At 72.3% G+C, this 25480-nt stretch carries 17 protein-coding genes and 1 pseudogene; 6 read left to right on the plus strand and 12 right to left on the minus strand.

Translation table 11 applies throughout. The annotated features are described in order from the left end of the window. Positions 1-66: 66 nt before the first annotated feature. On the minus strand, positions 67-507 hold the full coding sequence (locus AS97_RS06805; RefSeq protein WP_059149344.1) for a PPOX class F420-dependent oxidoreductase: 441 nt from the start codon (positions 505-507) through the stop codon (positions 67-69). A 291-nt stretch (positions 508-798) separates the two neighbouring features. Here AS97_RS06805 and AS97_RS06810 point away from each other — a divergent pair, with 291 nt between their 5' ends. Beyond that, entirely contained in the window at positions 799-1797 is a 999-nt protein-coding gene (locus tag AS97_RS06810; protein WP_059149343.1) for an MsnO8 family LLM class oxidoreductase, read from the plus strand. Between the two features lie 123 nt (positions 1798-1920). Further along, positions 1921-3441 carry a sulfatase gene (locus AS97_RS06815; protein ID WP_086709893.1) on the plus strand — a complete coding sequence of 507 codons (1521 nt, stop codon included), beginning with the start codon at positions 1921-1923 and terminating at the stop codon, positions 3439-3441. 27 nt (positions 3442-3468) lie between these two features. Here the strand turns inward: AS97_RS06815 and AS97_RS06820 are convergent, their stop codons facing one another. Together AS97_RS06820 and AS97_RS06825 are read right to left on the minus strand one after the other, a co-directional pair. Further along, positions 3469-4041, minus strand: a complete 573-nt coding sequence (locus AS97_RS06820) for a YceI family protein (protein ID WP_210564512.1) — start codon at positions 4039-4041, stop codon at positions 3469-3471. A gap of 398 nt (positions 4042-4439) precedes the next feature. Next, positions 4440-6458: an aconitate hydratase gene (locus tag AS97_RS06825; RefSeq protein ID WP_210564513.1), complete on the minus strand. Its 2019-nt coding sequence runs from the start codon at positions 6456-6458 to the stop codon at positions 4440-4442. A gap of 216 nt (positions 6459-6674) precedes the next feature. On the opposite strand from AS97_RS06825, the gene AS97_RS06830 reads away from it, so the two are divergent. Then, a complete protein-coding gene (locus AS97_RS06830; protein ID WP_247204256.1) occupies positions 6675-8021 on the plus strand; it encodes a family 43 glycosylhydrolase in 1347 nt (448 codons plus the stop codon). A gap of 267 nt (positions 8022-8288) precedes the next feature. After that, a complete protein-coding gene (locus AS97_RS06835) occupies positions 8289-9299 on the plus strand; it encodes an alpha/beta hydrolase (protein WP_210564515.1) in 1011 nt (336 codons plus the stop codon). Positions 9300-9304: 5 nt separating this feature from the next. On the opposite strand, the gene AS97_RS06840 is transcribed toward AS97_RS06835, so the two are convergent. The 5 genes from AS97_RS06840 to AS97_RS06860 all read right to left on the minus strand — a co-directional run bounded on the left by AS97_RS06840 (position 9305) and on the right by AS97_RS06860 (position 14420). Continuing rightward, complete coding sequence (locus AS97_RS06840; protein WP_210564516.1) at positions 9305-9910, minus strand: response regulator transcription factor; 606 nt, start codon at positions 9908-9910, stop codon at positions 9305-9307. Beyond that, positions 9907-11244: a sensor histidine kinase gene (locus tag AS97_RS06845; RefSeq protein WP_247204257.1), complete on the minus strand. Its 1338-nt coding sequence runs from the start codon at positions 11242-11244 to the stop codon at positions 9907-9909. The genes AS97_RS06840 and AS97_RS06845 overlap by 4 nt, the downstream gene beginning before the upstream one ends. An 18-nt stretch (positions 11245-11262) precedes the next feature. Continuing rightward, positions 11263-12078 (minus strand): ABC transporter permease, encoded by an 816-nt coding sequence (locus tag AS97_RS06850; RefSeq protein WP_059149337.1) that lies wholly within the window; start codon positions 12076-12078, stop codon positions 11263-11265. Further along, on the minus strand, positions 12075-13001 hold the full coding sequence (locus AS97_RS06855) for an ABC transporter ATP-binding protein (protein ID WP_059149336.1): 927 nt from the start codon (positions 12999-13001) through the stop codon (positions 12075-12077). Before AS97_RS06855 ends, AS97_RS06850 begins: the two co-directional genes overlap by 4 nt. Before the next feature lie 105 nt (positions 13002-13106). Next, positions 13107-14420: an aspartate aminotransferase family protein gene (locus AS97_RS06860; protein WP_086709890.1), complete on the minus strand. Its 1314-nt coding sequence runs from the start codon at positions 14418-14420 to the stop codon at positions 13107-13109. Between the two features lie 110 nt (positions 14421-14530). On the opposite strand from AS97_RS06860, the gene AS97_RS06865 reads away from it, so the two are divergent. Further along, positions 14531-15478 carry a LysR substrate-binding domain-containing protein gene (locus AS97_RS06865; protein WP_125758424.1) on the plus strand — a complete coding sequence of 316 codons (948 nt, stop codon included), beginning with the start codon at positions 14531-14533 and terminating at the stop codon, positions 15476-15478. 133 nt (positions 15479-15611) lie between these two features. Continuing rightward, on the plus strand, positions 15612-16343 hold the full coding sequence (locus AS97_RS06870) for an alpha/beta hydrolase (RefSeq protein ID WP_210564517.1): 732 nt from the start codon (positions 15612-15614) through the stop codon (positions 16341-16343). A gap of 172 nt (positions 16344-16515) precedes the next feature. Here the strand turns inward: AS97_RS06870 and AS97_RS06875 are convergent, their stop codons facing one another. The 4 genes and pseudogenes from AS97_RS06875 to AS97_RS06890 all read right to left on the minus strand — a co-directional run bounded on the left by AS97_RS06875 (position 16516) and on the right by AS97_RS06890 (position 25329). Further along, positions 16516-18933 (minus strand): glycoside hydrolase family 95 protein, encoded by a 2418-nt coding sequence (locus AS97_RS06875; RefSeq protein WP_210564518.1) that lies wholly within the window; start codon positions 18931-18933, stop codon positions 16516-16518. A 68-nt stretch (positions 18934-19001) separates the two neighbouring features. Then, positions 19002-19769, minus strand: a pseudogene (locus tag AS97_RS06880) (ThuA domain-containing protein); the annotation flags it as partial. A gap of 209 nt (positions 19770-19978) precedes the next feature. Further along, positions 19979-22222, minus strand: coding sequence for an ROK family protein (locus AS97_RS06885; protein WP_210564519.1), 2244 nt, complete (start codon positions 22220-22222; stop codon positions 19979-19981). After that, positions 22219-25329, minus strand: a complete 3111-nt coding sequence (locus AS97_RS06890; RefSeq protein ID WP_210564520.1) for a glycoside hydrolase family 38 C-terminal domain-containing protein — start codon at positions 25327-25329, stop codon at positions 22219-22221. The genes AS97_RS06885 and AS97_RS06890 overlap by 4 nt, the downstream gene beginning before the upstream one ends. Between the last annotated feature and the right edge of the window lie 151 nt (positions 25330-25480).

Raw genomic sequence — 25480 nt, forward strand, 5'->3', positions numbered from 1 at the left:
TGACGACCAGCGTCCCACACGGCGCAAAAGGGCTGTATCACCCGAGCGGCCGCGGGAGGTGTGTTCTCAGGCGTCCGGCAGCACTCCGGGCCGGAACTTCTCGACGCCGACGACGCGGTGGACGTGGTGCGGCTCGATGTACACCGCCACGCGCACCTCGCCGGGGGCCGGCCAGGGGAACGTCTCCGTGCCCAGGTACTTCCGCGCGAGACGGTCCATGACGTGTACGCCCGGCTCCCCCTCGACGAAGCGGACGGCACGGCCCCGGATCTCCACCCGGTGATACGGATCCTCGGTGTCCATGCAGCACAGAGACACCCGGGGATCGCGCCGAAGGTTCTCCTCCTTGACGCGGCCCGCCGAGGTGTTGATCACCACCAGGCCGTCCTCGAGGTCGGCCCACATCGGGGTCAACTGCGGTGACCCGTCCGGGTTCAGGGTGGCCACTTGCCAGAACCTGGGCTCCTGAAGCCAAGCACGTGTGATCTCGTCCAGGGTGGCAGCCATGCGGTTCCGCTCCTTACGCGTCGTTCAAGCGGTCCAACGCCCGCCCGGCCACCCGGGTTACGAACTGCCCGGCGCCCGCCGACCGCGAACCACCACACACCGGCCGACGCCGAGGCGACCTGCCTCGGCGTCGGCCGGTGAGGTTCAGCCGTGCCCGGGAGGGCTGATCGGGGACGCCCGGTGCTGGTGTGTCCGGACTCCGGGGCGGCGCGCCCCCGGCGTGGGCGACCCGGTCACCGGCGGTTGGGCGAACGGCTGCCTGAGGCCACCGGCACTCCGTATGCTCACTGCATGATCGATGTGCCGCTCTCCGCGCTGGAAGTCGCCATGGTCCAGACTGGTACGCGAGCCGTGGACACGCTCCGCGACACCACCGCCTTCGCCCAGCGTCTCGACGCCCTCGGCTACCACCGACTCTGGTATGCCGAGCACCACCACTCCCCCGCCATCGGCGCCTTCCCACCCGTGGTCCTGACCGCCCACGCGGCCGCGTCGACATCGGCCGTCCGCCTGGGCTCCGGAGGCGTACTCGCCCCCAACCACGCCCCCATCATGCTGGCGGAACAGTTCGGCACCCTGGCCGCGCTGCACCCCGACCGGATCGACCTGGGCATCGGCCGCGGCCCCGGCACCTTCGACGAGTCCACGGCCCGGGCGCTGCGGCGCGGCGCCGGACCGACGACGGACGACGCGTACCGGGACGACGTGGCGGCGACGCTGCGCTTCCTGGTCGAGGAGGTCGCGCTCGGCCCGTTGCCGGAGCCGTGGCTGCTGGCCTCCAGCACCGCCGGTGCCGCGCTCGCCGCGGAGCTCGGTCTGCCCCTCGCCTTCGCCCATCACATCCGCCCCGACAACACCTCCGCCGCGCTCGGCCACTACCGTGCGCACTTCGCACCGTCCCCGTGGTGTGCGAGCCCCCGGGTGCTGGTGTGCGTGGAAACGATCTGCGCCGAGACCGAGGAGGAGGCGGCGCGGCTGTCCGGCCCCATGGACGTCGTCAAGGCCGGGCTCCTCAAGGGGCAGAGCGAGGTTCCGTTCCCCTCGCCCGAAGAGGCGTCCGTACACCCGTTCACGGCGGAGGATCGGCAGGCGCTGGCGGCCTTCCGGGCCCACCAGGCCTACGGCACGCCCGTGACCGTGGTGCGGCGGCTGTCGGAAGTGGCGGACGCGACCGGGGCGGACGAGCTGATGCTGGCCACGCCGGTCTACGCGCTGGCGGCCCGCCTGCGCTCGTACGAACTCGTCAGGGAACACGCCGCCGCACCGTCGGCCACGACGCCGCAGCACTGACCGCACATCCATAGCAGGCACGCCGGGCCGGCCCCGGGCCCGGCGGATGCCTCACAAGAATCACACAAAGCCCTCTCCTACGGTCCGAGCGACGAAGACGCCCAACTCGTAGGAGGTTGCGTCATGTTCGGCAGTCGCCGTCCACGTGTCCTCGCCGCCTTGTGTGCGGCTCTGGCCATCGCCCTGCTGGCCTCGTGCGCGAGAGTGGTGAGCGCGGCCACCGAAGACGACTCGCCCGCGGCCGACACCTCGGGCTCGGGCAGGAAGCCCAACATCGTGTATGTCCTCACGGACGACCTGGCGTGGAATCTCGTGGAGTACCTGCCGCATGTGCGGCAGCTGCAGAAGAAGGGGACGACCTTCACCAACTTCTTCGCCACGGACTCGCTGTGCTGTCCGTCGCGTACGTCCCTCCTCACCGGTCAGTACCCGCACAACACCGGGGTCTTCACCAACACCGGTGACGACGGCGGCTACGGCGCGTTCATGAAGAACCGCAACGAGGAGAAGACCTTCGGGCCCGCGCTGCAGCGCGCCGGCTACCGCACCGGGTTCATGGGCAAGTACCTCAACGGGTACCAGCCGGCCGACAAGAACGGCACGTCCAAGCCCTATGTCCCCTCCGGCTGGGACGAGTGGGACGTGGCCGGGGACGGCTACAGGGAGTACAAGTACGACCTGAACGAGAACGGCGAGGTCGTGCCCTACGGGAAGGCCCCCCAGGACTATCTGACGGATGTGCTGGCGAAGAAGGCGACCTCCTTCATCGGCTCCTCGGCGGATGCGAGGAAGCCGTTCATGCTGGAGGTGGCCACGTTCGCGCCGCACGGCCCCTCCACACCCGCGCCGCGCGACAAGGACACCTTCCCCGGCCTCGAGGCGCCCCAGACCGATGCCTACGACAAGGCCACTCGCAACGCGCCGAAGTGGCAGCGCTCCTTGTCGCCACTGACGGCGGAGGAGAAGGAGGAGATCGACCAGAGGTTCGCCAAGCGAGTGCGCTCCGCCCAGGCGGTCGACGACATGATCGGCCAGTTGGAGAAGACACTCGAGGAGAAGGGCCTGGCGGACGACACCTACCTCGTGTTCGGCTCCGACAACGGCTTCCACATGGGCGAACACCGCCTCCGCCCGGGAAAGCAGACCGCCTACGACACCGACGTCAAGGTGCCGATGATGGTCACCGGACCCGGCGTTCCGGCCGGTGAGGAGGTGTCACGGCTCGCGGAGAACGTCGACATCAACCCGACCTTCCTGGACCTCGCGGGCGTGGAGCCGCCGTCGACCGTGGACGGGCGCAGCCTGAGCGATCTGATGCACGGCCGGACGGAGGAGGAGTGGCGCCAGGCCGTCCTGGTCGAGCACCATCACGCGAAGTCCAAGGAGGGTGACCCCGACGCGGCGCCCAAGGACAGCGGCGACCCGCCGACCTACGCGGCGATGAGGACCGACGACTCCCTCTATGTCGAATACGCCGACGGGGAGCGCGAGTTCTACGCGCTGGGCTCCGACCCCGATCAGCTGACCAACCGGGCGGCGTCGCTCTCCCCCGCGCAACGGGCCGCCCTGCACCACACCCTCACCGCGCTCCAGCGGTGCAAGGGCGCGGAAAGCTGCCAAGCCGCGTCCCGGACGCGGACGTAGCGGCGCCCCGCGGCCCGGCCCCGGCCACTAGCCGGGGCCGGGTGCCGCTTCCAGCCCGGTCGCCTCGAACTCGATGCGGACCTCGTCCGACAGCTTCAGCGCACCCAGGAACGCGCTGTACGGCTTGATGCCCCAGGTGGATTGGGTGACGGACGCCCAGCCGCGCAGCGTCCCCTGGGGGTCGCCGCTCCCGTGCACCGTGACCGGGTGGGTCCGGCCCTTGATGGTGAGGTCGCCCGTGATCTCGAAGGACTCGGGCGTTCCGGTGATCCGGGTGGAGCGGAAGGTGATCGTGGGGTGCTCCGCGGTGTGCAGCAGCCCCTTGCCCTCCAGCGTCCGCTCGATCTCGGCCCGGTCGCCCTCGGAGAGCGGCTTCAGCCCGCCGGTCGCCTCCCGGACGCTCAACGAGTCCGTCTGGACCGTCACGGTCACCGACGACTCCTCGGGGGCGCCGCCGACCACCGTCGCCTCCCCGGACCATCGGGTGGCCTCGATCGTCAGATCGTGCCCCGCCCTCCGGCCGAGCCCGGTACGGCTGGTCTTGATCAGCAGTCGTCCGCCCGGCGGCCCGAGGCGGTGGCTTCCCTCACTCAGTGTCACAGCACTCACCGTACGCGACGGCTGCGGGCTTTCGCGGTATACCTCACGTTACGTCCCGTGGCCACGTCGTGGCACTCAGCCGCCCAGGGCGTGGATCTGGTTGACGATGGCGCGCGCATCTGGGGCGCGGATCTCTGGGCGTAGTCACGGCCGGTGAAACCCACCACTGGTCAGAGCGGGCCGGCGTGCCCGGCTGCCCGGGCGCGGGCGCCGTGACCGCGGCGCCGCCGAACCAGTGGCGCGGCATCTCCCCCTGCGGGTCGGTTTCGCAGTTGATCAGGGGGCGCCGCTGGACGGGAGGGGCCACGACCCGGCGGTGGCTGACCGGCTGGTCGCCGGATTCGGGTGAGGCCCGGCCGCGTGCGCTGCCCGGCCCGGCCGTCGACACCGACGACCGCTCAGGCGCCGGGCCGGTGTGACGCCGACGGTCCCGCTCCAGGCGGCGGTGTCATGGCGGGTATGACGCCGCCGGCGAGAACCGCCTCCCGCTGCCGGGGGGAGAGACGGTGGCGGACGGCGTACTCCTCGTCCCGGGTCGCGTTGCGGACGCGGAGTGTCGGCGCACCGGCGGGGGAAAGGGCCTCGCGCAGCCCGGACAGGTGCAGCCGGTCCTCGGTCTCGATGCGCTCGTAGTCGGCGGGATCCTCGAATTCCAGGGGCAGAACACCGAAGTTGACGAGGTTCTGCCAGTGAATACGGGCGTAGGACTTGGCGATGACGGCTCGCAGTCCGAGGTAACGCGGTGTGATGGCGGCGTGTTCGCGGGAGGAGCCCTGGCCGTAGTTCGCACCGGCGACGATGAGATGCCCGGTCTCCTCCCGGACCGCCTCGGCGCGCCGCGGGTAGTCGGGGTCCAGCCGGGTGAGGGTGAATCCCGCGAGCTTCGGGATGTTGGAGCGGTAGGGCAGGGCGGCCGCTCCGGCCGGGGAGATCTCGTCGGTCGAGACATCGTCACCGGCCTTGAGGAGCACGGGGCCGCGCAGGCTGTCCGGCAGCGCGTCCAGCTCCGGCAGTGCGGAGATGTTGGGGCCACGTTCCAGCGCTACGCGCGCGGCCTCGTCCGGCGGCAACGGCGGCTCCAGCATGGCGTCGTTGTTCGAGGGCGGGTCGGGCAGGTCCGGCGCGGGAGGGGGCACCGAGAGGCGGTCGGCCCAGTCGCGCGGATCCGTGATGACGCCGGTCAGCGCGGAGGCCGTGGCGGTCTCCGGTGAGCACAGCCATACGGCATCGTCCTCGGTGCCGGAACGGCCGGGGAAGTTGCGCGGGAAGGTGCGCAGGGAATTGCGTCCCGAGGCCGGTGCCTGTCCCATGCCGATGCAGCCCAGACAGCCCGACTGGTGGATCCGGGCACCGGCGGCGATCAGGTCGAACGTCGCCCCGCGGCGGGTCAGGTCCTGGAGGATCTCGCGGGATGTCGGATTGATGTCGAAGCTCACCCCGGCCGGGACCTGCCGCCCGGCCACCATGGCGGCCGGAACGGCGAAGTCGCGGAATCCGGGGTTGGCGGAGGAGCCGACGACGACCTGGGCGACGGGCTCTCCGGCCACCTCCCTGACCGGCACGACGTTTCCCGGAGACGTGGGCCGTGCGATGAGCGGTTCCAAGGACGACAGGTCGATCTCCTCGTCGAAGTCATAGGACGCGTCCTGTTCCGCGGTGATCTCCACGAAGTCATCGCCACGCCCCACCCCGTCGAGGAAGTCGCGCACCGCCTCGTCCGAGGGGAAGACGGTGGTGGTGGCGCCGAGTTCCGCCCCCATGTTCGCGATGACGTGCCGGTCCATCGCGGTGAGGGAGGCCAGACCGGGTCCGTGGTACTCCAGGACACGTTGGACGCCTCCTTGCACCCCGTGACGGCGCAACAGCTCCAGGATCACGTCCTTGGCGCTCACCCAGGGAGGCAGTTGCCCGGTCAGCCGAATGCCCCAGACCTTGGGCGTGGTGAGGTGGAGGGGCCGTCCGGCCATGGCGAGCGCCACTTCCAGGCCGCCGGTGCCGATCGCCAGCATGCCCAGAGAGCCGCCGGCGCAGGTATGGGAGTCCGAACCGGCGAGGGTTTTCCCGGGAGCGCCGAAGTGGTGCATGTGTGTGGGGTGGGAGACGCCGTTGCCGGGCTTGGAGAACCACAGGCCGAAGCGGCGGGCGGCCGAGCGCAGGAAGAGATGGTCCTCGGCGTTGCGCTCATCCGCCTGCAGGATGTTGTGGTCCACGTATTGCACGCTGGCCTCGGTCCGGACCCGGTCCAGGTCCAGCGCCTCCAGCTCCTGCATCACCAGGGTGCCGGTGGCATCCTGCGTCAGCGTCTGGTCCACGCGCAGCGCGATCTCCTCCCCCGGCTCCATGCGGCCGGACAGCAGATGATCGCCGATCAGTCGCTGCGTCACGGTGCCGTGCGCGCGAGCACGGGGCAGATCCATAGCGCCACCGCCTTCCGGGCGCAGCGCCCGGCCCCTCCGGGCGCCCCACAGCGGGTTCTCGCCAGCTACCCCCATACTGCACCCGCCGGGGGCCGCGGTCATGGTCCGGCGGTGCGGATGCGCGGTCAGCAGCCGCCTCTTACAATCCGACCCCCTCCGGAGCATTTTTGTCCTGAGTCTTGACGTAAATCAGCGGACGTTCGCATGCTGTGCTCCATGCCGACCAACTCCGAGCACAGGTTGCACATCGACAGACGGACGTTGTTGACCGGAGTCGCCGGATCCCTGGGCGTTGCCGCGGGACTGCCCGCGACCGCGGCCCAGGCGTCCCCCACGGAGGGCGCGCCGATGCGGCGGTACCCGTCGAACTGGCCCCAACCCGAGCCCTACGGCCTCGCGGACACCCGCCTCGACCTGTGGCCGCGCCAGGACAACTCCTTCGTCCTCCCGCTCGAACGGCGGCCCCGCGACCGGGAGCGCGGCGTGGTCTGGATGCGGGACACCTACGTCAACTGCTTTGTCGTGGACGGCCGTCCGCTGTACGTAGCCACCGGCACCACCCGCGTGCCCGGGCTCAGCGCGGCCGGCCCCTGGAACGACGGCATCTTCGTGTGGGTGTCCCCATCGCTTCGGGGGCCATGGCGGCTGGTGGACACGACCGGCATCCGCCCCGGCGCCGAGCGGGGCAAGGTGTGGTCGCCCGAGTTCGTCGGCGAGAACCGGCCCGGGCGCACGGTCGTCGCTCCGTGGCAGGAATACTGGTACGACGACCAGTTCGGCAAGCGCGGCCAGGTCTGGGCCCCGGAGCTGCACTACTTCAACGGCACCTGGTACCTCGTCGCGTGCATGGGCGACCACTCCCGGAAGGTGGGCTCGTTCCTGCTGGTGAGCGAGGGCGGGGTCGAGGGCCCGTACCGGCTCATCGAGGGCAACCTCGACAAGCCCTTCGGCGAATCGTTCATCGGGGGCCCGGACTTCATCGAGCCCGGCGCCTACCACCACATCGACGGCAGCCTCTACACCGAGGGCGACAACGCGTGGCTGGTGCTCCACAACGACCTGTACGCGCCGTTCCGGAACGACATGGAGGACATCGACCCGACGACCGAGCTCCCCACGTTCCGGCAGACGCCGTACTCCCCCGAGCCGTATCTCGAGGGCGCGTACGTGTTCAAGTACCGGGGCAAGTACTACCTCGTCCAGGCCGCGTGGGACCGTACGTCGCTCCACCCCAGCGGCAGCACGCGCTACGCCTACGACCCACCGGGCCCCGGCCGTGCGCAGTACCAGTACGACGCCGTCGTGGCCGTCTCGGACACCTTCGAGGGGCCGTACTCCCAGCGGTGGACCGCGGGGGTCGGCGCCGGGCACAACAACTTCTTCGTGGATCACGGCGGACGTCTGTGGGCGACGTTCTTCCGCAATCCGAGCTTCGGCTACTGGTCGCACCCGTCGCGCATCGCCGACGCCGCCGTCCCCGGTGTCGTGCGGCTGGAATGGACCGGCCCGGAGGGCGACCGCCTCTATGTCCAGCGCCGGAAGCGGGACGGTGTCAGGGGCTGACCGGGCCGTCGAGCTCGACGATGATCCGGATGCCGTCCGGTCGGGACCAGGTGGAGCCGCACATCACCGCGCTTGCAGTACGAGGACGACGCGCGCAGGTCGTGGGCATCGTTGTCAGAGCGGTGTCACCCCGGTGGATGACCCGTCTCACCCGGTCGGACCCTGCCGCACGGCCCGGTGCCACGGTTCCCGCGAACGTTGAGGAGGCATGGCCCTGAAGGGGGACCCAAAAGCCTGAAGGAACACCCAAAGGGAAGCGAGAACACCATGGTGGCGTCTCCGGCTGTCGGCTCCGGACGCGGACGCACCCGCGCGCGCGTCGCGGCGGCCGGATGCGCCATGGCGGTCTGCGCGACCGTGGCGGCTCCGGCCGCCGCGCAGGACGACACGTCCCGCGGAAAGCCCACGGTGGTGCTGATCCATGGCGCGTTCGCGGACGGCTCCAGCTGGAACGGTGTCATCCAGCGCCTGGAGCGCCGCGGTTACCGCGTCATCGCCCCCGCCAACCCGCTGCGCGGTCTGTACACCGACTCCACCTACGTCGCCTCCGTCCTGGACAGCGTCAAGGGCCCGATCGTGCTGGTGGGCCACTCCTACGGCGGCGCGGTCATCAGCTCGGCCGCGGCGGGCCGCCCCCGGGTGAAGTCGCTGGTGTACGTGTCCTCCCTGATGCCCGACAAGGGCGAGAGCGGCCAGTCGCTGGCCGCCCGGTTCCCCAGCGAACTCGCCACCGCCACCAGGGCGGTCCCCTACCGGGCCGGTGACGGCATGCGGGGCAAGGACCTGTACCTCAAGCGGGACAAGCTCCACCGGGTCTTCGCCGCGGACCTCCCGGCCAGTACGGCGAAGCTGCTGGCGGCGACCCAACGGCCCGCCACCACGGCCACGTTCTCGGAGAAGGCCGAGGTGGCCGCGTGGCGGCAGATCCCGTCCTGGGTCCTCGTGGCCAAGCAGGACAAGACCATCAACCCCCGGCAGGAGCGGTTCCAGGCCAAGCGCGCCCACTCTCACACGGTGGAGATCAACTCCTCCCACGTGGCCATGATCGCGCACCCCCAGGAGGTCACCGACCTCATCGTCAAGGCCGCCACGGCCACCGGCAAGGCCCGGCCGACGCCCGCCGCCAAGCCTTCCGACTCCCGCGCCGGGGCAAAGTCCCGGCCCGCCGACACGGCCGCCGCGTGGGTGACCGGGGGCGCGGCGGCCCTTCTGCTGGGCGGTGGGGCCCTCGTCCTCGGCCACCGCCGACGCCGGCGGTCGCGTTCTTCGCTCAGGTAGGACGGCTACAGCCGGCCGCGCACGCGCGCGACGCGAGCCGCCACGTGGCGGTTTTCCGCGCCGAGTTCGGCGGCGGCCGCCGACAGGTGGTTGCGCACCGTCCCGGGCGACAGCGCGGCATGGGACGCGATCTCCGCCACCGGTGCCCCGTCCTCGGCCGGCGACGGCATTTCCGCCTCGCGGGGAGTGAGTGGCGACTCACCCGCGGCGATGGCGTCCGCCGCCAGCTCGTGGTCGACGTAGCGGCCGTCCGTGTGCACCGTACGGATGATCTCCGCCAGTCGCCGCCCGGACACCGTCTTCGGCACGAAGCCGCGCACGCCCGCGCCCAGCGCTTGTTTCAGCGCCCCGCCCCGGGCGTGGCTGGTGACGATCATCGATGTGCACTGCGGCACCGTGCCCCGCAACGTCGCCGCCACCGACACCCCGTCGCATCCGGGCATCCGCGGATCCAGGACGGCCACGTCGGGGCGGTGTGCCCGGGCCATGGCCAGCGCCTCGTCGCCGGTTCCGGCCTCCGCCACCACGGTGATGTCGTCCTCCAGCGCGAGGAGGGAAGCGAGGGCGCCGCGGATGAGGTGTTCGTCGTCCGCGAGCAGAACCCTGATCATTCGGCCGTCTCCCAGGGAATCCGCGCGGTCAGACGGAAGATCCCGCCCGGGCGCCGTTCGGTGGTCAGCGTGCCGTCCACCTCGGCCAGGCGCTCGCGCAGCCCCGGCAGGCCGCTGCCGGTGCCGTGCCGGGGGGCCGTACCTGCCCCGTCGTTCTCCATGACGAGGGCCACCCAGCCCGAGACCGTCGCGCGCACCGACACCTCGCAGCGCGAAGCGCCCTGCGCATGGCGGAGCATGTTCGTCGTGCCCTCGCGGACCACCCAGCCGAGCGCCGCCTGCGTGGGTACGGGCAGCCGTGCCGCCGGGCCGTTCTCGATCCGGCAGTCGATCCCGGCCGCCTCCAGTACGGACCGGGCCCCGGCCAGCTCGGCGAGCAGGTCGGCGGTGCGGTAGCCGCGGACCACCGCGCGGATCTCCCGCTGCGACTCCTGCGCGATGTGCTGCACCTCCTCCATCTGGGCCACCGCCTCTTCCCGGCCCCGCCGCGCCAGCTGCACCGCGAGCTCGCTCTTCAGCGCCACCACCGCGAGGTTGCGGCCGAGCACATCGTGCAGGTCGCGGCCGAAGCGCAGCCGCTCCTCCGCGACGGCCAGCCGCGCCTGTGTCGCCCGCGCCTTGGCGAGCTCCTCGATCAGCCGCACGCTCCAGCCGGTGACCCGCATCGCCGTGGCCATGAACGGCACCATCAACAGGAATCCGCCGACCGCGAGGCCCAGCAGTTCCCCCGACAGCCCGCTGGCCACCGCCGCGCCGAGCGCCGCCGTCGGCACGGCCCCGACCAGCGCCACCCCGGCGCGGCGCGGCAGCGCCAGCATCGGCGGGCCCGCGTAGAACATCATCAGCCAGATCAGGTAGGACGCCAGGTCCCGCTCCCCGATGCGGCCGGCGGCCAGCAGCGCGCAGCCCACCGCGGCCATGGCCACGGTGACGGCGACGTACAGCGCGACCAGCCCGACCGGGCGCGGTCCGGCGCCGAGGTAGCGGCGCAGGGCGGCGCGGGAGAGCAGCAGCTGGACGCCGACGTGTGTCGCGCCCACCGTCGCCACCAGGGCCGACGCGAGCGTGCCGGCGTCCGACGTCTTGATCCAGAACGCCCACAGCGCGGCCTCGGCGGCGGCGAAGAAGGCGAGAGTACCGAGGGTGTAGCGGCGGTAGCGCTCGGGGCCGTCCGGGCCCCCGAGCCGCTCCACCCAGGTCTCCACGCTCATGCTCCCCGGCCCCGTCACCGCGGGCCGCGACGCCTCCGGCTCCGGCACCTCGGCCCCCGCCGCCTCCGGCCCTGTCATCACGGGCTCCGCCACCACTGGCTCCATCACCTCGGGCTCCGCCACCACTGGCTCCCGCCGCTCTCAACTCCGCGGTCCCCAGCGGAACCGCCGACGCACAGCAAACACTGCCAGGCCCGTCCATGCCAGCGCGAGGATCACCGCCCGGAGCTGATCCATAGCGGCCAGGTCATCCGTCCAGCCGCCCCGCAGCAGATCCATCACCGGCGAGAACGGCAGCCAGGCGGCGATGTCGGCCATGGTGTCCGGCATCACCTCGCGCGGCGCGAAGACCCCGGAGCCGGCCATGGTCACCAGCAGGAACGGCAGAAACGTCATCTGGGCACTCTCCGATGTCCGGGTGAAGGCCGCCGTCAGCGCCGCCCCGGCGACCAGCATGGCCACACCACTGAGCAGACCGAGCACCGCCAGGTGCGGTGCGGCCGGTGCGTCCGCGTCGAGGAACGCGGTCATCCCGACCGCCAGCAGCAGGGACTGCACGACCGCCAGCAGGAACGCCGGGAGCGCGCTGCCGACGAGGATCTCCCAGTCGCGTACCTCGCCACTGCGCAGCCGCTTGAGCACCAGGCCCTCGCGGCGCACCACGTACACGCCGACCAGGTAGGTGTAGACGGAGAAGAGCAGCGCCGTGGCCAGCGCGGCGGGCAGCATGACGGTGGCCACCGACAGGCCGGTGCCACCCAGGTCCAGCTCCTCGACCGTGCCGCGCATCGCGAAGGCCATCACGCTGGGCAGGACCACCGCGGTGACCAGGGACGCCTTGCTGCGCAGCAGCAGCGTCAGCTCGGCGCGGCCGAGGGCGGCCATACGGTCGGCGGCGGTGCGCCGGGTGGCCGTGGCCACGGACGTTGGTGCCGTACGGGCTGCTGACGTCGTCATCGCGCCTCCTCGCTGTCCAGGCCCTTCGCGATCTCCATGAACGCCTCCTCCAAGGTGGCGGACCGGGCGTCGAGACCGCGCAACTCCACTCCCCTGTCCCGGGCCCACACCAGCAGCGCCGTGGCCGTGCGCTGCAGGTCGGCGGTCTCCAGCCGGACCGTCCCCCCGGTCTCCTCGTAGCTCGACACACCCAGCGGGGCGAGCGGCGGCACATCGCCCAGGAAGTGGTCCCTGGGCAGCTCGAAGCTCATCCGCGACGGCCGCTCGGCGACCACGTCGGCGACCCGCCCCGAGGTGGCTATCCGCCCCGCGTGCATGATGGCCAGCCGGTCGGCCAGCTGCTCGGCCTCTTCCAGATAGTGGGTGGTGAGCAGCACCGTCGTGCCCTGCTGCTTCAGCTCCCGGATCAGCTCCCAGGTCTCGCGGCGGGACTGCGCGTCCAGACCGGTCGTCGGCTCGTCCAGGAACAGCACCTCGGGCCGTCCCAGCAGGGCCAGCGCGAGATCGAGGCGCCGGCGCTCGCCACCGGAGAGCTGCTTGACCCGCACCGCCCCCCGCTTGGACAGCCGGGTCAGCTCCAGGGCCTCGGCCACGGGACGGGCGCCGCTGGTGCAGCCCGCCCACATGCGCGCGGTCTCGGTGACCGTCAGCTCCGTCGGGAAGCCGCCCTCCTGGAGCATCACCCCGATACGGGGGCGGACGGCGGCGCGTTCGCGGTACGGGTCGCGGCCGAGCACCCGGACGGTTCCGGCGGTGGGGGTGGCCTGCCCCTCCAAGACCTCGAGGGTGGAGGTCTTACCGGCCCCGTTGGTCCCCAGCAGCGCGAAGAGCTCACCGCGGGCGACCGTGAGGTCGATGCCGCGCACGGCCTCGAAGCCCCGATAGTGCCGCCGTAGGTCGGCGGTCTCGATCACAGTGTCCATGCATTCCAGACTCCCGGCGCGGCGGGCCCGGCGGCAGTGCGGTCTGTCATGCGTCCATCTGACATCTGTCACGCGAACCCTGGAGATACGTCACCGGAGATGCCGTCAGAGGTCTTTGACGGCGTCGGTGAGCGCCTGGTCGAGGATGGCGGCACCGTGGGCGATCTCGTTGTCGCTCGCGGTCAGCGGGGGCGCGATCCGGAAGGTGCCTCCCATGCCGGGCAACTGGACGATGTTCATGTGCAGCCCGAGTTCGAAGCAGCGCCGGGTGACGGCCGCGCCCAGCCGGTCGGCGCCACCGGCGCCCAGGAGCTGGTCGCCGGCCAGTTCCATACCCAGCAGCAGCCCACGGCCGCGGACATCGCCGACGGCGTCGTGGCGGGTGGCGAGTGCGTCGAGATGGCCGCGCAGTGCCGAGCCGAGCTCACGCGCACGCTCGTCGAGGCGGTCGCGGACCAGCACCTCGAGGACGGTGTTGCCGACGGCGGCCGGCAGCGGGTCGCTGACATGGGTGGTGAAGAACAAGAACCCGCGCTCATGCGCCCGCTGCTCGATCTCCGGGCTGGTCACCACGGCGGCCAGCGGCAGCCCCGCGCCGAGCGTCTTGGACAGCGTGAGGATGTCCGGGACGACCCCCTCGTGCTCGAAGGCGTACCAGTCGCCGGTGCGGCACAGCCCGGTCTGCGCCTCGTCGAGGATCAACAGCATGTCCCGCTCCCGGCACTTCTGTGCCAGGGCGGCGAGATAGCCCGGCGGGAGTTCGATGACGCCGCCGGAGCTGAGGATCGGTTCGACCAGGCAGGCGGCGAGGCTGCCGACCGACTGGGCGTCGATCAGGTCGAAGCCCAGGTCGAGCTGGCGGCGCCAGTCGAGCGCGCCTTCGGCGTCCACGAAGTCGGGGTGGAAGCGGTCCGGGACCGGCAGCGCGAAGTTGCCCGGCGCGGCGGGTCCGTAGCCCTTGCGTCCAGCGCTGTAGGTGGCGTTCGCGGCGGCCTGGGTCATCCCGTGCCAGGAGCGGGCGAACGAGACGATCTCATGGCGGCCGGTGACGAGTTTCGCCATCCGCACCGCGGCCTCGTTCGCCTCCGCACCCGTGGTCAGGAGCAAGACCTTCTCCAGCGGATCGGGCAGGGTCTCGGCGAGCCGGCGGGTGAGGTCGACGACCGGGCGGCTGAGCATGCCGCTGTGCAGATGATCGAGGAGGGCGACCTGCTCGCGAACCGTCGCGACGATCGCCGGGTGGGAGTGGCCGAGGATCGCGCTCATCTGGCCGGAGGTGAAGTCGAGCAGCTCGCGACCGCTCTCGGTGAACACCGATGTGCCCGCGGCGCGGGCGATGATCTCGGAGGTGAAGGGGGCGTGGCCGCTGTAGCGGATGAGGTGGCGCTCCGGGGCGGCACCGGCAGTCTCGGAAGGCATGGCAACGACGGTAGGGATGCGCCGCTGCGCGCGTCCATCGCACAGATCCGACCGTTCTGTCAGGCGGAACCGTACAGCGCGACCGTACGGCCGAACCTACAATCGGGCGCATGCTCAACTCGGGGCGGCTGCGGCTGCTCAGCCTGCTGGAAACCCTGGGTACCGTCCGCGCGGTCGCCGAGACGCTGCATCTGAGCGCCTCGACGGTGTCCCAGCAACTGGCGGTCCTGGAGACCGAGACCCGCTGCCGACTGCTGGAGCGGACCGGGCGGAAGGTGCGGCTGACCCCGGCGGGACTGCTGCTGGCCCGTCGGGGCCGGGAGATCCTGGACCAGATGGCCGAGGCCGAGGCCGAGTTGCACGCCCTGAACGACGAGCCCATCGGCACCGTACGGCTCGGGGCGTTCCAGAGCGCCATCTACCCCCTCGCGGTCCCGGCGGCGACCCGCCTGGCCGCCACCCACCCGCGGCTGCGCCTGGAACTGATCGAGCTGGAGCCGCATGAGAGCGGACCGGCCCTGCGCTCGGGGGAGGCGGACGTCATCGTCACCACCACCGACTACGCCGGCCTCTCCTGGGGCGCGGACCTCGAGATCATTCCCCTGGGAACCGACCCGATCGTGTTGGTGCTGCCACCCGACCACCCCCTCACCGGCCGCACGACGGTGAACCTCGCGGCCTGCGCGGAGGAGACGTGGGCGGGTGACCGGCCGCGGTCGTACATGGCGGAGCTGACCGTACGGCTGTGCCGCGAGTCGGGCTTCGAACCCCGGGTGGCCTGCCGGTTCAGCAACTACCTGATGCTGCTGCAACACGTCGAGTCGGGCCGGTCGATCACCCTGCTGCCCGCCCTCGCCATCACACCGGACCACGCCGTCGCCACCCGGGAGCTGAGCACACCGGTGCACCGCAACGTCGCCATCGCGGTGCGCCGCGGCACAACGCGGCGCGCGGCGGTGCACGCGGTCGTCGCGGCGCTGCGCGACCACCCCGAACTCCCGGCCCTGTCCGCACCGCGCCAGCGCCCCGGCCGGGAACAAGGCGGCTTCGGCGCGTGATATTTTCGGTGCCGCCGTGCGCTGCTGCGAACCGAGGAGGTGAGACCGATCAACGCTGTGACAGGTCGGGCCTCCTTCTCCCGCATGGTCCAGGGAGTGCCCGCGGAAGGCATCCCGAAAGGCTTGAAACGCCATGCGCTTCACCTCTGAGACATCGTCCGACGGTGTCCGCGAACAGCTCTTCGTCCTTGGTGAGATTCCCGGTGTGCTGTGGACACCGGAAGGTGCTGCCGGTACGCGTCCCCTGATCCTGATGGGGCACGGTGGCGGTCAGCACAAGAAGGCCCCCGACATCCTGACTCGCGCGCGCCGCTACGTGGCGGAGTGCGGTTTCGCGGTGGCGGCGGTCGACGTGCCCGGGCATGGCGACCGTCCGGTGGTCGAGGAGTACGACCGGATCGCGACCGAGAACCGGGCTCGGGTGGCGACCGGAGAAGAACTGGCCCCGCTCATCGCCGGCTTCCAGGCGCTGGTGGCCCGTCAGACCGTCCCCGAATGGCGGGCGGTCCTGGACGCGGTTCGGCTACTCGAACACGTCGGCCCCGGGCCGGTGGGCTACTGGGGAGTCTCGCTGGGGTGCGGACTCGGCGTTCCGTTCGTCGCCGCCGAACCCCGGGTCCGTGCGGCGGTGCTGGGCCTGGGTGGGGCTCTGTCCTCGGCCGGGGACGCCGCGCGGATCACCGTCCCGGTGGAGTTCCTGGTGCAGTGGGACGATGAACGAGTGCCGCGGGCCGAGGGCTTGGCCCTGTTCGACGCTCTGGCCTCGGCTGAGAAGACGCTGCACGCCAACCCGGGCGGGCACGGGGACGTCCCGGCCTTCGAGCTGGACAGCGCGCTGCGGTTCTTCGCCCGGCACCTCGGCTGAGAGCGCCCCCGGCCCAGCCGCGCCGATCGCGGCGCGGCTGGGCCGGGGGCTCAGATGATCCCGGCGTAATCGCGGAACTCCCCGTCGCGGCGGACCTGGCGGACGAGGGTGGAAGTCGGAGACGGACAGCCGAGTCCGTGGTCAGACGGGACGTACCAGATCCGGCCCGTGGTCAGACGGGGCGTACCAGATACGTGGCGCCCGCGTTCGCGGTGAAGGCCGTGACGCCCGGCTCCGGACGGGTCGTGGGGACGGGCGCGTCCCCGGAGGTCACCCGCACCTCCTTCGCCGTGCGCAGCCGCGCCGGCCCGCCCGCCCGGGCCGTCAGCCGCGCCTCGCCCAGCGTGCCGCCCCGCCAGCTGATGTCCACCTCGAAACCGCCCCGCGCCAGCAGGCCCCGCACACTTCCGTCCGGCAGCTGCGACGGGAGGGCGGGCAGCAGATGCAGCTCGTCGTGCTGGCTCTGCAGCAGCCATTCGGTCACTCCGGCGCAGGCGCCGAAGTTGCCGTCGATCTGGAACGGCGGGTGCAGGTCGAAGAGGTTGGGGGCGGTGCGCTCGGGAGTGAGCAGATCGGCGAGCAGCTTGTACGAACGGTCCCCCTCCTGGAGCCGCGCCCAGAAGTTGACCTTCCAGGCGAGTGACCATCCGGTGCCCGCGTCACCGCGTTGCACCAAGGTGGTGCGCGCCGCGGTGAAGAGCTCCGGGGTGCGGGTCCGGCTGATCTGGTTGCTCGGATGCAGCCCGTACAGATGGGAGACGTGGCGGTGCTGCTGCTCGGGGGCGCCCGCGTCCCAGTCCTGCTGCCACTCCTGGAGCTGGCCCCGCGCGCCGACCTTCATGGGGGCGAGCCGTCCGCGCGCGGCGAGCACCTGGTCCCGGAAGGCGGCGTCGGTGCCCAGGGCGTCGGCGGCCGAGGCCACGGCGCCGAACAGGTCGCGCAGCAGCTGCATGTCCATCGTCGGCCCGGCGCACAGCGAGCCGCCGCCTCCGCCGTGGTGGGCGTTCTCCGGGGAGACGGAGGGGCAGGTGACCAGCGCGCCCGTGGCCGGGTCGGTCACCAGCGCGTCGAGGAAGAACTGGGCCGCTCCCTTGAGGACGGGGTAGCGCGCCCGCAGTTTCCCCGTGTCGCGGGTGTACCGGTAGTGCTCCCAGATGGCCATGGACATCCAGGCGCCGCCCATGGGCCACATGCCCCAGAAGGCGCCGTCGACTGGGGCCGTGCCGCGCCAGGCGTCGGTGTTGTGGTGGGTGACCCAGCCGTCCGCGCCGTACTGGGTACGCGCCGTCGACCGCCCGGCCACGGCCAGCTCGTCGAGCAGGGCGAAGACCGGCTCCCAGCACTCCAGGAGGTTGGCGGGGGCGGCCGGCCAGTAGTTCATCTCCGTATTGATGTTGATGGTGTACTTCGAGCCCCAGGGCGGGCTCGTCAGGTCGTTCCAGATGCCCTGGAGGGTGGCCGGCTGAGTGCCGGGGCGGGATGCGGCGATGAGCAGATAGCGGCCGTACTGGAAGTGCAGCTCGACCAGTTGCGGATCACCGCCGGAGCCGAAGCGGGAGACGCGCTCGTCGGTGGGCAGGGCCGCCGCGTCGCTGCTGCCCACGTCCAGCGACGTACGGCGGAACAGCGCGCGGTGGTCCTCGACATGGCGGCTGCGCAGCCGGCCGTACGGGCGGCTCGCCGCCGGGTTGAGGTGCCCGGCCGCCTGGCCCGCCGCGTCACCGTTCGCGTTCTCCCAGTTCACATAGGTGGTGCCGATGGCGACCAGGACGGTCGCCGCGTCGGCTCCCCGGACGGTGACGGTCCCGCCCGCGCTGGTGGTGGTGCCGCCCTCGGCGAGCACCCGCACCAGCGCGCGGAACCTCACCGCACCGGTCACCCCGCCCGTGGCGTCCCCCGTTCCGTCGAGCGCGGCGGTGAGGGGATCGGGCGAGGACAGGGAGGTGTGCAACGGGCTCTCGAACGTGGCGCCGAAGGACAGGGCGCCCTTCTTGGACGCGGACAGCCGGACGACGACGAAGCGGTCGGGAGCGCTGGCGAACGCCTCGCGGGTGAACGTCACCCCGTCGCGGGTGTACGTGGTGGTGGCCACCGCCGAGTCCAGGTCCAGCTCCCGCCGGTAGCCGGTCACCGTGCCGGCCGTCGGCAGGCTCAGCAGGAGGCTGCCGACGGTCTGGTACTGCGCCTGGCCGCCGGGCACCCCGAGGAAGTCGGAGTTGATCAGCGTCTCGGCCTCGGGCCACTTGCCGTCGAAGACGAGCTGCCGGATGCGGGGCAGGGCGGCCAGGCCCTTGTGGTTGTCGTAGCTGTGCGGCCCGCCCGCCCAGAGGGTGTCCGCGTTGAGCTGCAGCCGCTCGGTCTCCGTGGCCCCGAACACCATCGCGCCGAGCCGCCCGTTGCCCAGTGGCAGGGCGCTCAGCCAGTCGGCGGCGGGCTCGCGGTACCACAGTGCCAGCGGCCGGTCCGCCTTCTCACGCCCGGCGGACTCCGCGGCGTGGGCCGTCCCGGCGGGCAGGCCGGCGGCCGCGAGGCCCGTGGTGGTCGTGGCGGCGAGCGCCATGAACTGTCGGCGCGGGACATCAGGGGTCACTGCGACTCCAGGCAAGGGTGAGTGGGGGCCCGGGTGCCGGGTCAGCGGCCGTGACCGGTCGTGGGCAGGCCCATGGTGTACGTGATGCCACCGAGGAGGTGCTGCCGGAAGGCGGGCTCGGCGTAGGACTCCTTGGTGTGTCCGAGACCGGTGTAGAAGGCCCGGCCGCCCTTGTACTTCTGGTACCAGCTGATGGGGTGGTCCCCGTTCATGGTGCCGCCGGCGTACGAGGACTCGTCCAGCGCGGCGAGCACGTGCACGGTGGCCGTATCGCGGGGATTGGTGCGGTAGTTGTACCACTCGTCGGTACGCACCCAGGTGTCCCCGAGGTGGCCCGTCGCCGGGTGGGCGTGGTCCTCGACCTTCATCGTGGCCTGCTGGATCGCCGGGTGGGACTGGAACCACGCACCGCACAGCCCGCCGTAGAACGGCCAGTCGTACTCGGTGTCGGCGGCGGCGTGCACCCCGGCGTAACCGCCGCCCGCCGCGATATAGCCCTCGAAGGCCGTCTGCCCGCCGGTGTCGAGGACGTCGCCGGTGGTGGACAGGAAGACCACCGCGGCGTAGCGGGCGAGGTTGCCGGGGGTGAAGGCGGCGGCGTCCTCGGTGGCGTCGACGGCGAAGCCGCTCTGCGCGCCGAGGTCCTTGATGGTGGCGATGCCGTCGGGGATGGAGTCGTGGCGGAAGCCCGCCGTCTTGGAGAACACCAGCACCCGGCCCGCCCTCGGCCGCCTGCGGGCGGACGTGGCCCGGGCGGGCGCGGACGCCGCGCCGGTGAGCAGCAGGGCACCGGCCGCGGCCTTGACCACGGCGCGGCGCTGGGTGGGGGCGGGCAGTTCGGGACGATTCCTGTGCACGGGGAACCTCCGGGGAGAAGTGTGATTCTCAAAGGGGGTTGGGCACAGGCGCGCGCCGTCGCGCCTAGGGCGCCGCACGGACACGAGCCTCGGTGAGGGGAGGGCTGCCTCCATGGGCGTAAGGGGACCGTACCGAGTCGGCCCCACTTTGCAAAGCCCGTTGACAAAAAGCTCTGGCCGCCATCCGGTCACCGCCTCGTGGGCGCGGGGCGGCCCGCCAGCCGGGGTGTGAACGTGGCGTGGAAGATGGTCGACGCGGCGCCGACGGCAGCGGCCTCTCGGCTGAGCACGGACCGTTCCACATCGACCCGGCGCAGTCGTCTGGCGGTCGGGAAGTCGTTGACAATACGGGAGATCTCGGCCGTGTAGAGGGCGGCGACCCCGTCGGTGAAGAACGGCCCGCCGAGCACGACCAGGTCGATGTCCAGCAGGTCCACCAGGGACAGGGCGCCCCTGCCGATCGCCGCGGCCACCTGGCGCACGGCCTTCTCGGCCACCGGATCGCCGGCCCCGGCCGCCGCGCTCACCACCCGGTGGGCCTCGCGCGGGTCGTGCGCGGCGCGCGGGCCGAGGAGCATGCCCAGCCGGGCGGCCGTCTCCGGGATGGACACCGGCGGATTGCATTCGGGCAGGATCTCCGGTCGGCCGTCCGCGTCGACCCGTTCCAGGGCCACGGCGCACAGCTGGCCGAACTCCCCCGCGTTGGCACTGACTCCGCGGTGGATGTCGCCGCCCAGGAACAGCCCGGCGCCGACGCCGGTGCCCAGGTACAGGTACACGAAGTCGCGGGCGCGCCGGTCCCGCCCGATCCACCGCTCCCCGATGGCCGCGGCCGAGGAGTCCTTCTCCATGACGATGGGGCAGCGGAAGCGGTCCTTGAGCATGTAGAGCAGTGGCACATCCTGCCACACCGACAGCAGCGGCGGGTCGAGGACGGTGCCGGAGGCCACGTCGACGGGTCCTGGGGTGGCCACGCCGATGCCGAGGAATCCCCCGGGCCGCACCGCGCCACCGGCGGCGGACAGGACCCCGCGGCCCAGCCGGGCGATGTGGTCGACGAGCTGGTCCGGGCTGGCGGTCTGCGCGACGGGTTCCGTACGGCTGCGCACGATGGCGCCGTCGAGGTCGACCACGACCGCCGTCAGCACCTCGGGGTCGACATGGATGCCCAGGGCGTGTCCGGCGTCACCGCGCAGCCGCACCGGGGTGCGCGGCTTGCCGGAGGTGGCCTGCCGCCGGTCGTCCTCGACCAGGATGCCGCGGTGCAGCAGCGAGCGGGAGATCCGGGAGACCGACTGCTGGGTGAGGCCGGTGCGGTGCGAGATCTCGCCGCGGGTGATGGTCCCGGCCAGCCGCACCGCCTCGATGACCACACACTCGTTGAACGAGCCGAGGTCGATCTGGTTCGCGCCGCCCCAGGACTCCCGGCGCTGCTCGCCACCGGCCCGGCAGGCGCCGGCGAAGTGGGTGGCGATGGGTTCCCGGAGCCAGCGCACGGGCTGCCGCTCGCGGGCGATGCCGGACCGGTCCGCGTAGTGCGTGAGGGCGGCGACCAGGTCGAGGTAGACGCGGTGCGAGGACTCCGGGTGCCGGGTGCAGTCCAGGCCGACCATGGCCCGCAGGAAGGTGCGCCAGGTGGTGCGCACCGGAAGGGCGTGGTGGACCACCCCGCCCCGAGCACACCGCTGGGACGACGGCCCGCCCTCCCCGGTGTCCCACAGGGTGATGGCGTGCGGCGACGCGCCCGGGTGGCGGCGCCGGGCCTCGGCCAGGTACCCGGCCAGCCGGTCCTGGCCACGCCGCTCCCCCGGCGCCGGGGACGGCGGGACGTTCAGCGCGGCCTCCACCGCCGCGTCGACGGCGGCGATGACATCGGCACCGGGAGAGGCGCCCGGCGAGGCGCCGTGGTGGCGCTCGGGGGCGGCCGGGCGGGTGCCGACGAGCAGCAGCGCCCGGTGGGTGTCCAGATACAGGCCGAGCACCCACACCTCGGCCTGCGGGAGCGGAGGACGGGTGGGCACGGCGGGGACGGTGGCGTTGCCGGGCGTGACCCGCCATCGCCGGCGGATCGCGGCGACGGCCGCGTGGCTGTAGCCGAGTTCGCGGGCGACCGCGCGGGAGGCGCCGCCGCCGTCGGGTGCCAGGACCGTACGGGTGATGACCTCGGCCTCGTCGATGATGCTGGGCCGCCCGGGCCGTGGGCGTTCCCGCAGGCCCGCCACGCCGGAGGCGTCGAAGCGCTGCCGCCAGTTGCCCACCGTCTGCCGGGAGACCTCGAGCCGCCGGGCGATCTCGGTGTTGCGCAGCCCCTGGGCGGCGAGCAGGACGACGGCGGCGCGGACGGCGCGCGAACCGCCCTCCGCCACCCAGTGCTGCAGCAGCCTGCGGTCCTCCTCGGGCAGTCCCGGGGCGTCCCGGTACGGCGGGTTCACGACGCCCCGCGCGCCAGCCGGAGGGTCAGGATCTGGAACGGGCGCAAGGTCAGGGCCAACACACCCTGTGCGCACGTCAGTTCGGCCGTGGGATTCTCCAACAGGTCGGTGACCTGGACGCGTCCGACGGCGAATCCGGCGGCCAGGGTGGTGCGCGCCCGGCCGCCTCGCGACTCGTAGAGCCGGACCACGACGTCGCCGGAGCGGTCGTCGGCCAGTTTGACCGCCTCCACCACGACGCCCGGATCGCCCACCGCGACCAGCGGAGGCCCGGCGAGCCGGGGGGCGGCGGGGCGCAGCGGGAGGCTGAACGCGTATCCCCCGGCCACGGCGTCGCCGATGTCGGCGCCGGGGTACAGCGCGTAGCGGAAGCGGTGCCGGCCCCGGTCGGCATGGGGGTCGGGGCTGTGGGAGCCGCGCAGCAGGGTGAGCCGGAGGGTCGTGGTCGTTCCGCCGTCCTCGCGGGTGAGGCGGCTGACGTCGTGCCCGTAGGTGGAGTCGGTGAGCAGGGCCGCGCCCCAGCCGTGTTCGCCGATGTGGATCCAGCGGTGTGCCCACGCCTCGAAGCGGGCGGCGTCCCAGCTGGTGTTCTCGTGGGTGGGCCGCTCGACATGGCCGAACTGGATCTCGGACGCGACGCGTTCGGCGTGCACGTCCAGGGGCCAGGCGGCCTTGAGGACGGTGTCCTCCTCCCGCCAGTCGATGTCCGTGTCGACCTCCAGGACCCGGCTGCCCGCGGCCAGGCTGAGGCGCTGTACGACGACGGACCGGCCGGTGGTGCGCTCCACCCGCACACAGGCCAGCAACGGGCCCTGGTCGTCGAGCCGGACGGCGGTCGCGGTGTCCAGGTCGCGGTGGACGTTGCGGTACTGGGCGTCCAGGTTCCAGGCGCTCCAGCGCACCGGATCGTCGGGGTGGAGCTGCAGCAGGTTTCCGGCGCCACCGGGCGCGATGGCCTCCCTGCCGCGGTCGTGGTCGTACGCGGAGCGGACCAGCCCGTCGCGGTCGATATGGACCGTCAGCGCGCCGTTGTGCAGGACGTATCCGCCCGTGTCGGCGGGACGGGCGGTGACCGGGGCCCGGTCGGCGATGCCGGTGCCGAGGACGGCGGCGCCGAGCGCGGGGGCCTGGGCGAGCACGGCATACCGGCCGTCGGACAGTCTCTGCACCGGGCCGCCGGCGGCGGGCGGCGTATCCAGACGGACCACCTCGCGCCGCGCGTGAGGGGCGGCGTTGAGGACGGCGAGTGGTTCCGTGGCGTCCGGGGTGCCCGCCGCGCGGGCCACGATCCGCTCCAGGCCGCGGTGGATGGCGCGGTACGTCTGCTCGGCCTGCTGGTGAACCCAGGAGATGGAGGTGCCGGGGAGGATGTCGTGGAACTGGTGGAGCAGCACCTGCTTCCACAGCGCGTCGAGCGTCTCGTACGGATAGGGCTCGCCGGTGCGGACGGCGGCGGTCGCCGCCCACAGCTCGGCCTCGCGCAGCAGCGCCTCGCTGCGCCGGTTGCCGCGCTTGGTGCGGGCCTGGCTGGTGTAGGTGCCGCGGTGGGTCTCCAGATACAGCTCGCCGCGCCACACGGGCGCGTCGGGGTACTCCTCGCGGGCCTCGCGGAAGAAGTCCGACGGCGACTGGACGCTGACCCGTGGCGAGCCTTCGAGGTCGGCCAGGCGGCGGGCCTTCTCCAGCATCTCGCGGGTGGGCCCGCCCCCGCCGTCGCCGAAGCCGAAGGGGGCCAGGGAACGGGTGCCCGCGCCCTTCTCGGCGTACGTGGCGGCGGCGTGAGCCAGCTCGGCGCCGGACAGCGTGGCGTTGCAGGTGTCCACGGGCGGGAAGTGGGTGAAGATCCGGGTGCCGTCGATCCCCTCCCACCAGAAGGTGTGGTGGGGCGGCTTGTTGGTCTCGTTCCAGGACAGCTTCTGGGTGAGGAACCAGCGGGCGCCCGCGAGGGCGGCCAGCTGCGGGTAGGCGGCGGTGCAGCCGAAGGAGTCGGGCAGCCAGACGCCGTCGGTCTCCACACCGAGCTCCTGGGAGAAGAAGCGGCGGCCGTGGACGAGCTGACGCGCCAGGGCCTCGCCGCCGGGCAGATTGCCGTCGGCCTCGACCCACATGCCGCCGACCGGCGCCCAGTTGCCGTCGGCCACCGCCTTCTTGATCCGCTCGAAGACATACGGCTGGTGGTCGCGCATCCAGGCGTAACTTAGGGCGGAGGAGCAGGCGAAGACCAGCTCCGGGTACTCCTCGGCCAGCGAGGCCATGGTGGAGAACGTCCGGGCGCATTTGCGCACGGTCTCCCGCAGCGGCCACAGCCAGGCGGAGTCGATATGGGCGTGTCCCACGGCGGCGATGGTGTGCGCGGAGTCGTGAGCGCGCCGCTCCAGGACCGGGCGCAGGATCGCACGGGCCGCCGCGGCGCCCGCGGCGACGCGGCGCGGGGGCACGCTGTCCACGGCCCGCTGGAGCGCCCGCAGGATCTCGTGGCGGCGCGGCAGTCCGAGGGGCAGCTCACGCATCAGCTCGTCCAGCACCTCCATGTCGTGGAGGAGCTGCCAGACGTCCTCCTCGCGGATCACGAGGTCGGCACGGCGCAGGCGGTACAGGTCCTCCTCGCCCGCGGTGAGCCGGTGGCCGTAGTGGGTGCCGATGCCCGCGCTGCCGACGATGGTCGGATTGGCGGCGGCCTCGACGAGCAGGCACACGCGCTCGCCGCCGACGGCGCGGAGGCTCAGCGGCACCGAGCGGTTGCGGGGGTGCAGGCCCTGCAGCGGGATGCCATCGGCGTCGTGGACCAGGCCCTCGGCCTGGCCTCCGGGGCCGCGGGAGAGATCGAAGCCGAGGTCGAAGAGGGCCTCCACCCGGCGGCCCGCCCAGCGTTCGGGGACCGTGGCGGTGGCGCGGAACCAGGTGGTCGACCACGGACCGCCCCAGCTGTCACCGGTGACGAACGGCCGGTACTCGGCGCGCAGCGCGTCGGCCACCGGCACCGGCTCCCCCGGGATGTGCCAGGCGGCGACCTCCAGCGGGACGCGGTCGCCGTACAGCGCCGGGCGCAGGCGCTCGGCGATGAACTTCGCGATGCGCTCTTCCACGGCGTGGCGGTCGTCGTGCATGGTCGGCCCTTCCTCCTGCCTGCCTCCGGGAAAGTGCGCGTGCCGTTTATGTAAAACCATGTGTGTTATCACGTCAACGCTTCGGCCCAATCACCGTCCAGTTGCCGTGGACAGCACCTGCGACCTGCGGATTTACTCAGTAAAAGAAGCG

It is taken from the genome of Streptomyces sp. AgN23 (assembly GCF_001598115.1).
Lineage (GTDB): Bacteria > Actinomycetota > Actinomycetes > Streptomycetales > Streptomycetaceae > Streptomyces > Streptomyces antimycoticus.